The following is a 15,237-nucleotide window of genomic DNA, read 5'->3' as shown; positions in this document are numbered from 1 at the left end:
GGGGCGCCCCGTACGCCCCGTATCAGTCATCTGCGCCCGCTGTTCCGTCCCCCGTTGGTGTGCCTGTTCGGTCACTCGCCCGCGCGGTCGCCCACCGGCGCGTGCTCGACCGCCGTGTGGACGTCGATCTCGCGCCAGAAGCCCGCCCTGATCGCGTACCGGTCGTGTTCGTCGATCTGGTCGTCCTTGTGGGCGAGCAGGCCGAAGCGGGCCGCGTACCGCAGGAGCTCGCCGTCGACGCGGTGCGGGATGCGCGGGTACATCGTCGAGAGCTTCTGCAGGTTGTGCTGTTCCGGCAGGCGGGCCATCCAGCGGCGCGCGAACACCTGTCCGACCTCGAAGGGGTCACCGCCGACGGTGGTGATGTCCTCCTCGCGGTCGGCCCAGCGCTGCTCGGCCGTCGTCAGCTGGGCGAGCGTCGGCAGGGCCGCGGCCTCCGGGCTCTCGGCGGCGCCGCCGGGGCGCTCGACCCAGCCCTTGTCCGACGACCAGCGCAGCGTGGCGTTGGTGGGGTGCTGTGCGGCCTGTGTGCCGGGTCCGCGCAGGGCGGCCAGGTCCTTGGGGGTGGGCACGCCCTTGCCCGGGGGGATGTGGTGGGCGCCGCCGCCATCGCCGTTGGTCCCGGCCTCCACGTGCTGGCCGTGCTGAGAGTGCTGGCCGTGGTGCACGCCTGCGGCCTCGTCGGCGGCCCGCTGGGCGCTGGCAGCGAGGGCGGACTCCGGCAGGGGCGCGGAGAGGATCGCGGCGATCTCGGGGCGCGGAATCGGAGAGGGCGCGCAGACGCCGGTGAGCTCCTTGGGGCGTACGGCCTTGGTGATCCAGGTCCGGTCGAGGACGCGGCGCTCGTCGGCCTCGGCCACGAGGTCCTCGGACTGGTTGTAGTCCCCGTCGGCGGCCTGCACGGCCCACAGGTGGACGGCGACGCCGTGCTCCTTGGCGGCCATCATGCCGGGCAGCAGATCCCCGTCGCCGGTGATGAGCACGATGTCCGAGCAGGCGCGGTTGCGGGCCAGCTCCGTCAGCTCGGCGTGCATGGCGGCGTCGACGCCCTTCTGGGCCCACCGCCCGTCGCTCCGGGTCAGCGCGCCGAGCCGGACCGTCACGCGCGGCATGACCCGCAGCCTTCGGTGCTCGGGCTGCGGTACGCGGTCGGGGGCGCCGTCGAACCAGTAGATCCGCAGCAGGGGGCGCTCGGTGTCGGATTCGGCGCGCTCACGGATGCCCTGGATCAGGGCGGTGTGATCGACGGTGATCCGGGACCGGGACGGCTCGCCCGCGAGGAGACTCGCGGCGGCACCCAGCAGATACCCGGCGTCCACCAGGACGATGCAGCGGTCCACGCGATCCACCCTCTTTCCCTGGAGATTCCCTGGAAGCAATGGTTCGGGTTTCCTTCGAGTCTGCCCGACCCTGCGGAGGTTAACGGCCGGAACTCGATCTTCGGCGTGGCGCGTCGTGACTTCGCTCTTCGACGGGGCTACGACAGGCCTTATTACGCACGGTAATTCTCTGAAATGCGCAGCTTGTCGGCATATGTGAATCTGGTCGCGTCCTGGCCCCCAGATTTCCTTCAGGAGGAAGATCACTATGGCCAAGAACAAGAACCGCAAGCAGGGCGACGACCAGAACCGCGCTTCGGCCGCGGAGCAGGCGCAGGAGCAGGCCAAGTCGTCTGCGGACCAGGCCGAGCAGCGGGTTCAGTCCGCGGTTCAGTCCCAGGGCAGCCCGGCCGAGGTCGCCCGCAAGCATCAGCGTCGCTTCGGCCACAACTGACGCGCGCACAGGCGTATATACGTGAAGGGGCGCACCCGGACTTCCGGGTGCGCCCCCTTGCCGTCGGTCCTGGACCTATCCGGCCAGACAGGACGCGCCGAGCAGCACCTTCAGGTCTCCGAAAAGGGCGGGATCCGGCTGTACGCGGTGGCGGTCGAGCCGCAGCACCGTCGTCTTCTGCGCGCCCTGGAGCTTGATCCGCACCTCGCTGTTGCCCCGGTGGTGGCTGAGGATCTCGCCGAGGCGGCTGACCATCGGCGGGGTCACCCGCACCGTCGGGATGGTGATCAGGACCGGCGCGTTGGTGCCCGCGTTCGACAGGTCGGGGACCTGCATCTCCATGGCGACGAGGCGCGGCACGTCCTCGCGCTTGTCGAGGCGGCCCTTGACGAACACCACGGCGTCCTCGACGAGTTGCGTCGACACCAGCTGATACGTCGCCGGGAAGAACATGCACTCGATGGAGCCCGCGAGGTCCTCGACGGTCGCGATCGCCCAGGCGTTGCCCTGCTTGGTCATCTTGCGCTGGAGGCCGGAGATGATGCCGCCGATGGTGACGATCGAGCCGTCCGAGTAGTCACCGCCGGTGAGCTGTCCGATGCCCGCGTCGGCCTTGTCGGAGAGGACGTGCTCCAGACCGAAGAGCGGGTGGTCGGAGACGTAGAGACCGAGCATCTCCCGCTCCTGGGCGAGCAGATACGTCTTTTCCCACTCGTCGGTGGAGAACTCCACGTCGAGCCCGAAGCCCGGCTCGTCGCCGCCCTCGTCGCCCATGCCTCCGAAGAGGTCGAACTGCCCTTCCGCTTCCTTGCGCTTGACCTGCACCACGTTGTCGATCATGGGTTCGTACTGCGCGGTGAGTCCCTTGCGGGTGTGCCCCATCGTGTCGAAGGCGCCCGCCTTGATCAGCGACTCCGTGGTCCGCTTGTTGCAGGCGGCGGCCTCGACCTTGTCGAGGTAGTCGGGGAAGGAGGCGAACTTCCCCTTGGCCTTGCGCGAGCGGACGATCGACTCGACCACGTTCGTACCGACGTTGCGGACCGCCTCCAGTCCGAAGAGGATCACGTCGTCGCCCTGGGCGGCGAAGTTGTGCACGGACTCGTTCACGTTGGGCGGAAGGACCTTGATGCCCATGCGCCGGCACTCGTTCAGGTAGATGGCCGACTTGTCCTTGTCGTCCTTCACCGAAGTGAGCAGCGCGGCCATGTACTCGGCGGGGTAGTTCGCCTTGAGGTAGGCGGTCCAGTACGTGACGAGGCCGTACGCCGATGAGTGCGCCTTGTTGAACGCGTATCCGGCGAAGGGGACCAGGACGTCCCACAGGGCCTGGATCGCGGCGTCCGAGAAGCCGTTCTTCTTCGCTCCCTCCTGGAAGAGGACGAAGTTCTTCGCCAGCTCGTCGGGCTTCTTCTTGCCCATCACGCGGCGCAGGATGTCGGCTTCGCCCAGGGAGTAACCGGCGATGATCTGCGCGGCCTTCTGCACCTGCTCCTGGTACACGATGAGGCCGTAGGTCAGGCCGAGCGTCTCCTTCAGGGGCTCTTCGAGCTCCGGGTGGATCGGCGTGATCTCCTGGCGGCCGTTCTTGCGCTCCGCGTAGTTGATGTGCGAGTTCATGCCCATCGGGCCCGGCCGGTACAGGGCCGAGACGGCGGAAATGTCCTCGAAGTTGTCGGGCTGCATCTGGCGGAGCAGCGAACGCATCGGTCCGCCGTCGAACTGGAAGACACCCAGCGTGTCACCGCGGCAGAGCAGTTCGAAGGTCTTCGGGTCGTCCAGCGGGAGCGAGAGCATCTCCAGGTCGATGCCCTTGCCCGCCCGCACCATCTTGACGGCGTCGTCCATGATGGTGAGGTTTCGCAGGCCCAGGAAGTCCATCTTGAGCAGGCCGAGCGACTCGCACTGGGGGTAGTCCCACTGCGTGATGGTCACGCCGTCCGTGTGCCGCGTCCAGAGAGGCGCGTGGTCGACGATCGGCTCGCTGGACATGATCACGCCGGCCGCGTGCACACCCATCTGCCGGACCAGGCCCTCGACGCCCTTGGCGGTGTCGATGACCTTCTTCACGTCCGGTTCGTTCTCGTACATCCCCCGGATCTCGCCCGCCTCGCTGTAGCGAGGGTGCTTGGTGTCGGTGATGCCGGAGAGGTCGATGCCCTTGCCGAGGACGTCTGCGGGCATCGCCTTGGTGAGGCGGTCGCCCATCGCGTACGGATATCCGAGCACGCGCGCGGAGTCCTTGATGGCGTTCTTCGCCTTGATCTTTCCGTACGTGCCGATCATGGCGACCTTGTCGGCGCCGTACTTCTCGGTCACGTACCGGATGACTTCCACGCGCCTGCGCTCGTCGAAGTCGATGTCGACATCGGGCATGGAGACGCGCTCGGGGTTGAGGAACCGCTCGAAGATCAGGCCGTGCGTGATGGGGTCGAGGTCGGTGATGCCCATGGCGTACGCGACGATCGAGCCGGCCGCCGAGCCTCGTCCCGGGCCCACCGCGATGCCGTTGTTCTTGGCCCACATGATGAAGTCGGCGACCACGAGGAAGTACCCCGGGAACCCCATCTGGATGATGATGTCCATCTCGTACTCGGCCTGCTTCTGCCGGTCGTCGGGGACACCGCCCGGGTAGCGGCGGCCCATGCCGACCCGGACCTCCTCCTGGAACCAGGTGACTTCGGTGAAGCCGTCCGGGATCTCAAACTTGGGCATGAGGTCGCGCTTCTCGAACATCCCGGTGGTGTCGATCTGCTCGGCCACCAGAAGCGTGTTCCGGCACCCCTCCTGCCAGGCGTCCGAGGCGTCCACGGCGTACATCTCGTCCGTGGACTTCAGGTAATAGCCGGTGCCGTCGAAGCGGAACCGGTCCGGGTCCGAGAGGTTCTTGCCGGTCTGGATGCAGAGCAGGGCGTCGTGCGCGACGGACTCGTGCGCGTACGTGTAGTGCGAGTCGTTCGTCACCAGCGGCGGGATGCCGAGCTTCTTGCCGACCCGGAGGAGGTCGTCGCGGACCCGGCGCTCGATGTCGATGCCGTGGTCCATCAGCTCCAGGAAGTAGCGGTCCTTGCCGAAGATGTCCTGGTACTCGGCGGCAGCCTTCACCGCCTCGTCGAACTGGCCCAGGCGCAGTCGGGTCTGGAGCTCTCCTGAGGGGCAGCCGGTGGAGGCGATGAGCCCCTCCGACCACTGGGAGATCGTCTCCTTGTCCATGCGCGGCCACTTCTGGAGCCAGCCCTCGGCGTACGCGTCCGAGGAGAGCTTGAAGAGGTTGTGCAGGCCGGTGCTGTTCGACGCCCAGATCGTCTTGTGCGTGTAACCACCCGAACCGGACACGTCGTCGCGCTTCTGGTGCGGCTGGCCCCACTTCACCTTCCGCTTGTTGCGGCGGGACTCCGGCGCCACGTACGCCTCGATGCCGATGATCGGCGTGACGCCCGCCTTCTGCGCGGAGTGGAAGAAGTCGTACGCCCCATGGAGGTTGCCGTGGTCGGACATGGCGATGTGCGTCATGCCCATCTCATTGCAGGCGTTGAACATGTCCTTCAGCCGCGCGGCACCGTCCAGCAGCGAGTACTGGGTGTGGACGTGGAGGTGCGTAAAGGGCGGCTTGGTCACGGTGGAAGGCCTCCGGAGAACATCGGGCAACGGACTGCGGGCAGTCTGGGGGGACAGCGTGGAAGTCTAATCCGGAGCACTGACAAGCGACGGGCACTCGGGGGTACCGTCGTGCGTTGGACAGGTCGGAACGCCTGTCCCAAATGTTCTGAACACCCGTCCCACATGTCATGCACGACCTGTACCAGGAGGCACCCCGCGATGTCGGAACCGCAGCCCACCGCTGATCAGCGCGGCGAGCAGATCCTCTCCGTCTTCGACACCGCGTTCGGCGAGCTGCTCGCCGCGGACCCCGCCGCCTTCAAGGTGAAGTTCCGGAAAATGGCCGCCTCCGCCTTCGCGTTCTACCGCGGCACGGCCTGCCTCTTCTACGGGGACCTGGAGCGCGAGCAGCACGGCGGTCCGTACCTGGACGAGCGCACGGGACGGGTGTGGATCCACGGCGACCTGCACGCGGAGAACTTCGGCACGTACATGGACGCCCAGGGCCGTCTGATCTTCAACGTGAACGACTTCGACGAGGCGTACGTCGGCCCCTTCACCTGGGACCTGAAGCGCTTCGCCGCCTCCGTGGCCCTGATCGGGTACACGAAGGCGCTCAGCGACGAGCAGATCACCGACCTGGTGCGGATCTACGCGGCGGCGTACCGCGAGCGCATCCACGACCTGTCGACCGGCGCCAAGAGCGACGAGGTGCCGCCCTTCACCCTCGACACCGCCCAGGGCCCGCTTCTGGACGCGCTGCGCGACGCGCGCTCGCTGACCCGCTTCGGGCTCCTGGAGTCCATGACGGAGATCCGCGACTTCGAGCGCCGCTTCGCCCCGGGCGGCGGCTCGATCGAGCTCGACGCGGCCACCCGCTACAAGGTGCTCGCCGCCTTCGACGGCTATCTGGAGACGCTCCCCGAGTCCTCGCTCACCCGCCCCGACTCGTACCGCGTGAAGGACGTCGTCGGCCGCCGCGGCATCGGCATCGGCTCCGCGGGCCTTCCCTCGTACAACATCCTGCTCGAGGGCAACAGCGACGCCCTGGAGAACGACGTCGTGATCTACCTCAAGCAGGCCCAGACCCCGGCCGTCTCGCGGCACATCACCGACGGCGCGGTCCGTGACTACTTCCAGCACGAGGGCCACCGCACGGTCATCTCGCAGCGCGCGCTCCAGGCGCACGCCGACCCCTGGCTCGGCTGGACCGAGCTGAACGGCACCGGACAGCTGGTCGCCGAGGTCTCTCCGTACGCCGTGGACCTGGACTGGTCGGACATCGACGACTGGGACGAGATCGCCGCGGTCATCGCCGACCTGGGCCGCGCCACCGCCACGATGCACTCCGCCGCCGACGACGAGAGCGGCCACTCCGACCTGGTGCCGTTCTCCACGGAGCGCGCGATCGACGCCGCCATCGCGGCGGACGAGGAGGGCTTCGGGGACCTGCTCGTGGACTTCGCCCATGATTACGGGGCGCGCGCCCGCAAGGACCACCAGATCTTCGTCGACCTGTTCCGTAACGGTCGGATTCCGGGTCTGCAGGCCATCGTGTAACTCATAGGCACCCTTTAGGGATGCCTTACGGGAGCACGTGACAGACTCGGCTGCGCGATGGACATATCCGGAACCCAGCTCAGAGCCGTGCGCGCGGCGCTCTTCACGACGCTCGTCGTGACGCTCTCCGCCGCGTCGCACGTCCTGCTGTCCCGCGCCCCGCTGCCGCTGACCACCGTCGCCGTCATCGCGGGCGCGGTCTTCGTCATCGCGTACGCCCTGGCGGGGCGCGAGCGCGGCTACGGCCGCATCGCCGCCCTGCTCATCCCCCTGGAACTGGCCGCCGACACGGTGTTCACCGCGGGGCAGCACGTCTGTTACGGCCAGGCGGGCGGACCCGTCGCGGGTCCCCTGCGCTCCGTCGGCTTCGACGTGCTGTGCGGCGGCGGCAGCGTCGGCACACCGCTGGCCCGGATGACCGGCGACGGTCACCGTGCCGCCGTGCTGCTCGCCGACGCCGAGCCGAGCGCCGCCTGGCTGCTGCTCGGCGCGCACATCGGGGTCGGTCTGCTCGCGGCGGCCTGGCTGCGGCGCGGCGAGCGCGCCCTGGCCCAGGTCCTGCGCGCGATGGCCGCGTGCACCTTCCGGCCGCTGCTTATCGCGGTCGCCGCGGTGAGCATCCGCGTGCGGCCCGTGCGCCGTGCCCCGCGCCCCGCGCGCCGGGTGCGGACCGCGCGTTCGCGGCTTCTCGTGCATTTCGTGGGACGGCGTGGACCGCCCTGCTCGGCCGTCTTCGCCTGAGCACCACCGTCCCCACGTATGTCACCCCTACGGAGAACATCATCATGAGCAAGCGCAACAGCCAGGCGGCCAAGTCGGCGGCCCGCGAGCGGATCCGCGCCCAGCAGGAAGCCGAGCGCAAGCGGCAGAAGCGGAAGCGGTCGCTGCTCGTCGGCGTCTCCGTCGTCGCGGTCCTGGCGATCGCGGGCGGCATCGGCTACGCCGTCATGCAGTCCAACAAGCCCGGCCACTGGGAAGCCGCCGCCGACGAGAAGCTGGTCAAGCCCGCGAACACCTCGGGCAAGGACGGCACGACCGTCGTCATCGGCAAGGACAGCGCCAAGAAGACCCTCAAGGTCTACGAGGACGCGCGCTGCCCCGTCTGCGCCAGCTTCGAGCAGACGGTGGGCCCGACGGTCGAGAAGGACCTGAAGGACGGCAAGTACAAGATCCAGTTCGTCGGCGCCACGTTCCTGGACCGCAACCTCACCGGTGAGGGTTCCAAGAACGCGCTCAGCGCGCTCGGTGCCGCCCTGAACGTGAGCGACCAGGCCTTCCTGGACTACAAGAAGGCCCTGTTCTCCAAGGAGAACCACCCCTCCGAGACGGAGGACAAGTTCAAGGACGACGCGCTCCTGACCAAGATCGCGAACGAGGTCCCCGAGCTCAAGAAGAGCAAGACCTTCGCGAAGGACGTCAAGGACGGCACGTACGACCGCTGGGCCCTTGAGATGTCGAAGATGTTCGACGACAACAAGGACGGCGTCGAGGGCACGCCCTCCTTCGTCATGGACGGCAAGAAGGTGACCGGCCCCGACAAGAAGAACGCTCCTTCGACGGTCGAGGACTACAAGAAGGCCATCGACGCGGCGCTGAAGGGCTGAAGCACCCAACCGGAGAAGAGCGGGCGAACGTTTCACCGTTCGCCCGCTCTTGGCGATTACCGATCAGTAGGGTAATCGCCCGTGACCAGTCGAATCAGCACACACAGACCGCTCAGCTCCCCGGCCCCGAGCCGCCGTACGGTCGTCAAGGCCGCTGCCGCCACCGCGGCACTCGCGCCGCTCGCCGCCGCTCCCCTCGCGCACGCAGCCGACGGGCCCGCCTTCCGTCACGGAGTCGCCTCGGGTGACCCGCTGCCCGACGGAGTCCTCCTGTGGACCCGCGTGACGCCGACACCGGAGGCCTCGCCGGGCTCCGGCAAGGGGCCGGACACCGAGGTGCGGTGGGAGATGGCCGAGGACAAGGGTTTCACCCGGGTCGTCGGCCGCGGCAGCACGACCGCACGGGCCGCGGCCGACCACACGGTCAAGGCCGATGTAAGGGGCTTGAGCCCAGCCACCACCTATTACTTCCGCTTCTCCGTGGACGACGGCAACGGTGACAGCGACAGTAACGGCGGCACCCCGGTGCACTCCCCCGTGGGACGCACCCGCACCACTCCCGCCCACGAGGCGGCATCGCCCGGTGTCCGGTTCGGTGTGGTGTCCTGTGCCAACTGGGAGGCCGGCTACTTCTCCGCCTACCGCCATCTCGCGGCCCGCACCGAACTCGACGCGGTGCTGCACATCGGCGACTACATCTACGAGTACGAGAGCGGCGAGTACCCGGCCGCCGAGTACGGAGTGCGGCAGCACGAGCCGCGGCACGAGATCGTCAGCCTCGCCGACTACCGCACCCGGCACGGCGTCCACAAGACCGACCCGGACGCGCTGGCGATGCACGCCACGCACCCGCTGATCGCGATCTGGGACGACCACGAGTTCGCCGACAACGCCTGGTCGGGCGGGGCGGTGAACCACTCCCCGGAGACCGAGGGGGGCTGGGCGCAGCGCATGGCGGCCGCCAAGCAGGCGTACTTCGAGTGGATGCCCGTACGCCCTTCTACTGAAGGGACCGTCTACCGCCGCCTGCGCTTCGGCAAGCTGGCCGATCTGCACCTGCTCGACCTGCGCTCCTTCCGCTCCGAGCAGGCGGGCTTCGGCAGCGGTGACGTGGACGACCCAGGCCGTACGATCACGGGCCGCGCCCAGCTCGACTGGCTGAAGGCGGGCCTCGCCTCGTCCGACGCCTCCTGGAAGCTGGTCGGCACCTCGGTGATGATCTCTCCGGTCGCCTTCGGCTCCGTACCGGCCCATCTGCTGCAGCCCATCGCGGAGTTGCTCGGCCTGCCCAAGGAGGGCCTCGCCGTCAACGGCGACCAGTGGGACGGCTACACCGACGACCGCAAGGAGCTCATCTCGCACCTGGTCGACAAGGCCGTCCGGAACACGGTCTTCCTCACCGGCGACATCCACATGGCCTGGGCGAACGACGTACCGGTCAGGGCCGCCACGTACCCCGGATCGCCCTCCGCGGCCACGGAGTTCGTCGTCACGTCCGTGACCTCGGACAACGTGGACGACATGCTGCACGTCGCCCCGCACACCCTCTCGCTGGTCGCGGTGGGCGCGGTGAAGGCTGCCAACCGCCATGTGAAGTGGCTGGACATGGACTCGCACGGCTACGGCGTCCTCGATGTCACCGCCGAGCGCTCGCAGATGGACTACTACGTCCTGTCCGACCGCAAGGACCCCGAGGCGACGTCCAGGTGGGCCCGTTCGTACCGCACCCTCAGCGGCACCCAGAAGGTCGAGCGAGCGCCGGCCCCGGTGCGCTGACCGGGTCACCTGTGTCGGTGCCGCCCTCTACTCTTGCGACATGAGCGGCACGGGGGATGTGGTGGACGGGCGCTTCGAGCTGCTCGAACGGCTGGGCAGCGGGGGCATGGGCACGGTGTGGCGGGCACGCGACACCGTGCTGCACCGCGAGGTGGCCATCAAGGAGGTGCGGCCCGCGGGGCACGAGCTGACGGACGAACAGTCGCGCGTCCTGCGGGAGCGGGTGCTGCGCGAGGCCAGGGCGCTCGCCCGGCTCAACCACCCGCACGTGGTGACGATCCACCACATCGTGGACACGGGCCCACACCCCTGGCTGGTGATGGAGCTGCTGCCGGGGCGCACGCTCCAGGACCTCCTGGAACAGGGCACGTTGGCACCGCACGAAGCGGCGCGCATCGGCCGCGAACTCCTCTCGGCGCTGCGCGTCGCCCACGCGGCGGGCATCCTGCACCGGGACGTGAAGCCCGCCAACATCCTGCTGCGGGACGAGGCCCCCGGCGGCTCGGGCGTCTCCGTGGTCCTGACCGACTTCGGCATCGCCTCGCTGCTGGGCTCCGATCAGCTCACCGCCACCGGAGACCTGATCGGTTCGCCGGAGTACATCGCGCCCGAGCGCATCCGCGGCACGGCGGACGAGGGCACGGCGGCCGACCTCTGGTCGCTCGGCCTGGTCCTGTACGTCGCCGTGGAGGGCGTCAGTCCCATGCGCCGCGCCTCGACGCTTGCCACGCTCGCCGCCGTGCTCGACGACCCGGTGCCGCCGCCGGTGCGCTCCGGGCCGCTCGCCCCGGTCCTGAGCGCCCTCCTCGTGCGGGACCCAGCGCGGCGCCCCGACTCGGAGCGCCTGGACGCGATGCTCGCCGCGGTGGCGAACGGGATCGCCTGGCAGCCGACGGAGATTTCGGGGCGGCCGTCCGTCAGCGTGGCGCCGCCGCCCGCCGCGCCCCGAAGACGTACGCCTGCGATCGCCGCGGTGGCCGCCGTGGTGCTCGCCTCGGTCGCCGGAGCCGCACTGGTGCTCGCGCTGCGGGGCGGGCCGGGGACGGACAGGGAGGAAGGCAAGGGCGGCGCGAGCACCTCCGCGGGAGCTTCGCCCGAAGCGTCCCCCGCGGCCACGAAGGCATCCAAGAAACCCGATCCGTCCGACGGCACGACCACGCCGCCCGCGTCATCGCCCGGCGCCCCGCCCGCATCGGGCAGCTGGGTCGCCCAGCTCTTCTCAGAGCCCGTCGGCTCCGGCTCGGCCACTCGCGACCGCAGGCTCGCGGCCGTGCGCAAGGACGTGCCGGAGGCGGAGTACCTGCGCAGCGACGACTACGCGTCGCTGCGGCCGGGCTTCTGGGTGATCTACGCTCCCGGGCCCTTCGCGGACGGCCGGGCCGCTCTGCGGTTCTGCGCCGAGCGCGGCAGGACCAGCGGCAACGAATGCGCCGGGCGCTACCTCAGCTCAAGCGGCGGCGACTACGGCCTGCAGTGCAAGCCGCCCGTGAGCGCCCCGGTGGGACGCTGCACGCGCGCGTGAACGGCGGCACTCGCCGCTACAGCGTCTCCAGGAAGCCGATGGCCGTCCGCCACGTCGCTTCCGCCGCCTCGGCGTCGTAGTCGTCCAGGTCGGGGTCTGTGTAGATGTGGCCCGCTCCCGCGTAGCGGTAGACCTCGACGTCGGCGCCGGTCCGTCCCATCTGCAGGTACCACGCGCTCAGCCAGTCGTCCGTCTCGAACGGGTCCGGCTCGGCGACGTGCAGCTGCACCGGCAGCTCGTCCGCCGTCGCGCTCTCCGCGATGTCGGACGTGCCGTGCAGGAGCAGCAGGCCGCGCGCCTTGTCGTCGCCGAGGGCGAGGGTCTGGGCGGTGGCGGCGCCGAACGAGAAGCCCGCGTAGACCAGACCCCGCTCGGAGTAGGGCGCGGAGGCCAGAATCGCCCGCTTGAGGAGCTCTTCCTTGCCGAGCTCGTCCTTGAAGGCCATGCCTTCCTCGACGGTGCCGAAAGTGCGCCCCTCGAACAGATCGGGCGTCCACACCTCGTGCCCCTCGGCGCGCAGCCGGTCGGCCGCCGCGTGCACCGCGGGCACGAGCCCGTACGTCGAGTGGAAAAGCATGATGTTCATGAGGCCATCGTGCCACTTACCCTCGGGGGCATGGAGAACGTACTGCGTCCGTTGATCGTGGTCGGCGGCTCGGTCGTGATCACGCTGGCCGTGGTGTGGCTGGCCGATGTGCTGCTGCGCCGGGCCGACGACCGCCACCCCGACAACCCCCTGTGGGGTCTGCTGCGCCGCTGCCGACTCCCTTTCCAACTTGTCCTCTGTGCCGCCCTGCTGCGCGGCTCCTTCGAACAGGCGAAGATCGCCAAGGACCATTCGCCGGGCATCGGGCAGACGCTGACCCTGGTGCTCATCGGGTCCGTGGCCTGGCTCCTCGTCCGTATCGCGACGGCCATCGTCGAGTCCACGTACGCGCGCTATGCCAATGCCCACCGCGATCCGGCCCGGGTCCGCCGGGTGCGCACACAGGTCACGCTCATCCAGCGGGTGGTCACCGCGATCGTCGGCGTCGTGGCCGTCGGGGCGATGCTGCTCACCTTCCCCGCCATGCAGGCCGCCGGAACATCACTGCTCGCGTCGGCGGGGCTTCTGGGCATCGTCGCGGGCGTCGCCGCCCAGTCCACGCTCGCCAATCTCTTCGCGGGGCTGCAGATCGCCTTCGGCGACATGGTGCGGATCGGCGACACGGTCGTCGTGGACGGCGAGTGGGGCACCGTGGACGAGATCACACTGACCTTCCTCGCCGTACGCACCTGGGACGAGCGCCGGATCACGATGCCGGTGTCGTACTTCGTGTCGAAGCCCTTCGAGAACTGGTCGCGCGGCGGCTCCCAGATGACCGGCACGGTCTTCTTCCAGCTGGACCACACGGCGCCCGTCGCCGAGATGCGCGAGAAGCTCCAGGACATCCTGCGCGAGTGCGCCGCCTGGGACGGCAGGGACTGGGGACTCGCGGTCACGGACACGACGCCGAACACGATCCAGGTGCGCGCCCTGGTCACCGCCAAGGACGCGGACGACATCTGGACGGTGCGGGTCACGGTGCGCGAGCACTTGATCCGCTGGCTGACCGAGCGCCACGCCTACGCCCTGCCGCGGGTCAACACGGCCTGGGCGGAACTGCCGCCGGAGGACGAGCAGCCGCATCCGCCCCGGTCGGCCGTGCCGCGCACCGGCCGGGGCTGAGCCGCCCCCTCCGCCGGCCGCCGGCCGTCAGGACCGCAGGCTGCGTACGTCGAGATGGTGCAGGACCCGGTCGACGATCTCGGGGTCGGCGCCGGGTTCGCTGCGCGCGGCGAGGATCTCGTGGCGGGCGGCCGACATCATGTCGCGCTGGATGCGCTGGACCGCCTTGAGACGGACGGCGCGCTTGGAGTACCGCTCGCGCCGTTCGTCGTCGACGATGTCGGGGCTGATCCTGGCGCCGATGTCGAAGGCCCCGCGCAGCAGCCGCTCCGAGAGGTCCTCGGGCAGCTCCTCGACCTCTTCGATCTCCTTGAGGCGGCGCTTGGCCGCCTTGGCTGCCCGGATGGCAAGGTCCCGCTCGATGGCCCGCTCGACGTCGGTGTCCGCACGCACCCCGAGCTTCTTCACCAGCCAGGGCAGGGTGAGCCCCTGGACGACGAGGGTCGCCATGATGACGCAGAAGGCGATGAAGATGATCTCGTCCCGGGCCGGGAAGGGATCGCCGCTGTCCGTCTTCAGCGGAATGGCGAGGGCGAGGGCGACCGACGCCACGCCGCGCATCCCGGACCACCACATGACCACGGTCTCGCGCCAGGTCGTCGGGATCTCCTCGTCGATGTCCCGCAGCTTGTGCAGCCGCTTGGCGAGGTAGGTCGCGGGCAGCAGCCACAGCAGTCGTACGCCGACGACGACCGCGACGACCGCCGCTCCCCAGCCGATCATCTGCCACTCACGGCCGCTCGCCGTGCCGAAGACGTTGTGCAGTTCGAGCCCGATGAGCCCGAAGGCGACGCCGGTGACCAGTGTGTCGACGATGCTCCAGAACGTCTGCCCGGTGATCCGTCCGAGGACGTCGTCGGCGTCGGCGCCGTGCTCGGCGAGGTAGAGCGCGGTGGTCAGTACGGCGAGCACGCCGGAGCCCATCAGCTCCTCGGCGATGACGTAGCTCACGAAGGGGACGAGCAGCGTCAGGCCGGTCTGCAGGGTGGCCTCGCCGAGGATCCCCATGAGCTTGTTGGTGATCCAGCCCAGCGCGATCCCTATGGCGACGGCGACCACCGCGGAGAGCGCAAGCTGCCCCACCGCCGACGGCCAGGAGAACGTCCCGCTGACCGCCGCCGCGATCGCCACGTGGTAGAGCACGATCGCCGTGACGTCGTTGAAGAGCCCCTCCCCCTCCAGGATCGACACGAGCCGCCGCGGCAGCCCGAGCGACCCTGCGACGGCGGTCGCGGCGACCGGGTCGGGCGGCGCCACGAGCGCGCCGAGCGCCACGGCGGCAGCGATCGGAAGGCCGGGGACGACCGAGTTCGCGATCGCGGCGACCGCCGCGGTCGTCACGAAGACGAGGGCCACGGCGAGCAGGAAGATGGGGCGTCTGTTGGCGGCGAACTGCCGCCACGAGGTGCGCTGGACGGCCGCGTAAAGGAGGGGCGGAAGGACCAGCGGAAGGATGTAGTCGGGCGGAATCTCGACGTTCGGGACCCAGGGGGCGAAGGCGAGGACGATCCCGGCCAGCGTCATCAGGACGGGCGCGGGCAGCCCGAGCCGCTCGCCGAGCGGCACCGTCACCACGGCGCCGAGCAGCAGAATGAGCAGCAGCGCCAGTTGATCCACGGTGCGGCCTCCGGCGGTGTCGGTCAGTTCGAGAAGGTCCGGGACTCAAAAGTCCGGGACTCAGACGATCAAGACCTCAA

Annotated in this window: 11 protein-coding genes; 7 read left to right on the top strand and 4 right to left on the bottom strand. The window is 69.4% G+C overall.

Going from position 1 to position 15,237, the window contains the following annotated elements:
* Nucleotides 1–71 precede the first annotated feature (71 nt).
* Nucleotides 72–1,340, bottom strand: coding sequence for an NYN domain-containing protein (locus tag ACWFRJ_RS24755; protein ID WP_453534862.1), 1,269 nt, complete (start codon nt 1,338–1,340; stop codon nt 72–74).
* A gap of 247 nt (nt 1,341–1,587) precedes the next feature.
* Here ACWFRJ_RS24755 and ACWFRJ_RS24750 point away from each other — a divergent pair, with 247 nt between their 5' ends.
* Nucleotides 1,588–1,773: a hypothetical protein gene (locus tag ACWFRJ_RS24750; RefSeq protein WP_453534859.1), complete on the top strand. Its 186-nt coding sequence runs from the start codon at nt 1,588–1,590 to the stop codon at nt 1,771–1,773.
* A gap of 75 nt (nt 1,774–1,848) precedes the next feature.
* On the opposite strand, the gene dnaE is transcribed toward ACWFRJ_RS24750, so the two are convergent.
* Nucleotides 1,849–5,388 (bottom strand): DNA polymerase III subunit alpha, encoded by a 3,540-nt coding sequence (gene dnaE, locus ACWFRJ_RS24745; RefSeq protein WP_453534856.1) that lies wholly within the window; start codon nt 5,386–5,388, stop codon nt 1,849–1,851.
* Between the two features lie 201 nt (nt 5,389–5,589).
* On the opposite strand from dnaE, the gene ACWFRJ_RS24740 reads away from it, so the two are divergent.
* The 5 genes from ACWFRJ_RS24740 to ACWFRJ_RS24720 all read left to right on the top strand — a co-directional run bounded on the left by ACWFRJ_RS24740 (nt 5,590) and on the right by ACWFRJ_RS24720 (nt 11,832).
* Nucleotides 5,590–6,930: a DUF2252 domain-containing protein gene (locus ACWFRJ_RS24740; protein WP_453534853.1), complete on the top strand. Its 1,341-nt coding sequence runs from the start codon at nt 5,590–5,592 to the stop codon at nt 6,928–6,930.
* 57 nt (nt 6,931–6,987) lie between these two features.
* Nucleotides 6,988–7,671 carry a hypothetical protein gene (locus ACWFRJ_RS24735; RefSeq protein ID WP_453534850.1) on the top strand — a complete coding sequence of 228 codons (684 nt, stop codon included), beginning with the start codon at nt 6,988–6,990 and terminating at the stop codon, nt 7,669–7,671.
* Between the two features lie 44 nt (nt 7,672–7,715).
* Nucleotides 7,716–8,534 (top strand): thioredoxin domain-containing protein, encoded by an 819-nt coding sequence (locus tag ACWFRJ_RS24730; protein ID WP_453534847.1) that lies wholly within the window; start codon nt 7,716–7,718, stop codon nt 8,532–8,534.
* An 81-nt stretch (nt 8,535–8,615) separates the two neighbouring features.
* Nucleotides 8,616–10,310: an alkaline phosphatase D family protein gene (locus ACWFRJ_RS24725; protein ID WP_453534844.1), complete on the top strand. Its 1,695-nt coding sequence runs from the start codon at nt 8,616–8,618 to the stop codon at nt 10,308–10,310.
* Between the two features lie 40 nt (nt 10,311–10,350).
* Nucleotides 10,351–11,832: a serine/threonine-protein kinase gene (locus ACWFRJ_RS24720; protein ID WP_453534841.1), complete on the top strand. Its 1,482-nt coding sequence runs from the start codon at nt 10,351–10,353 to the stop codon at nt 11,830–11,832.
* 16 nt (nt 11,833–11,848) lie between these two features.
* Here ACWFRJ_RS24720 and ACWFRJ_RS24715 read toward each other — a convergent pair whose 3' ends face one another.
* Complete coding sequence (locus ACWFRJ_RS24715) at nt 11,849–12,418, bottom strand: dienelactone hydrolase family protein (RefSeq protein ID WP_453534838.1); 570 nt, start codon at nt 12,416–12,418, stop codon at nt 11,849–11,851.
* Between the two features lie 30 nt (nt 12,419–12,448).
* On the opposite strand from ACWFRJ_RS24715, the gene ACWFRJ_RS24710 reads away from it, so the two are divergent.
* Nucleotides 12,449–13,540 (top strand): mechanosensitive ion channel family protein, encoded by a 1,092-nt coding sequence (locus ACWFRJ_RS24710; protein WP_453534835.1) that lies wholly within the window; start codon nt 12,449–12,451, stop codon nt 13,538–13,540.
* A gap of 27 nt (nt 13,541–13,567) precedes the next feature.
* Here ACWFRJ_RS24710 and ACWFRJ_RS24705 read toward each other — a convergent pair whose 3' ends face one another.
* Nucleotides 13,568–15,157: a Na+/H+ antiporter gene (locus tag ACWFRJ_RS24705; protein ID WP_453534832.1), complete on the bottom strand. Its 1,590-nt coding sequence runs from the start codon at nt 15,155–15,157 to the stop codon at nt 13,568–13,570.
* Nucleotides 15,158–15,237: the final 80 nt, after the last annotated feature.

The organism is Streptomyces sp. NPDC055239 (genome assembly GCF_053606205.1).
Note: the sequence above shows the minus strand (reverse complement) of the source record. Positions and strands in the feature narration are given on the sequence as shown.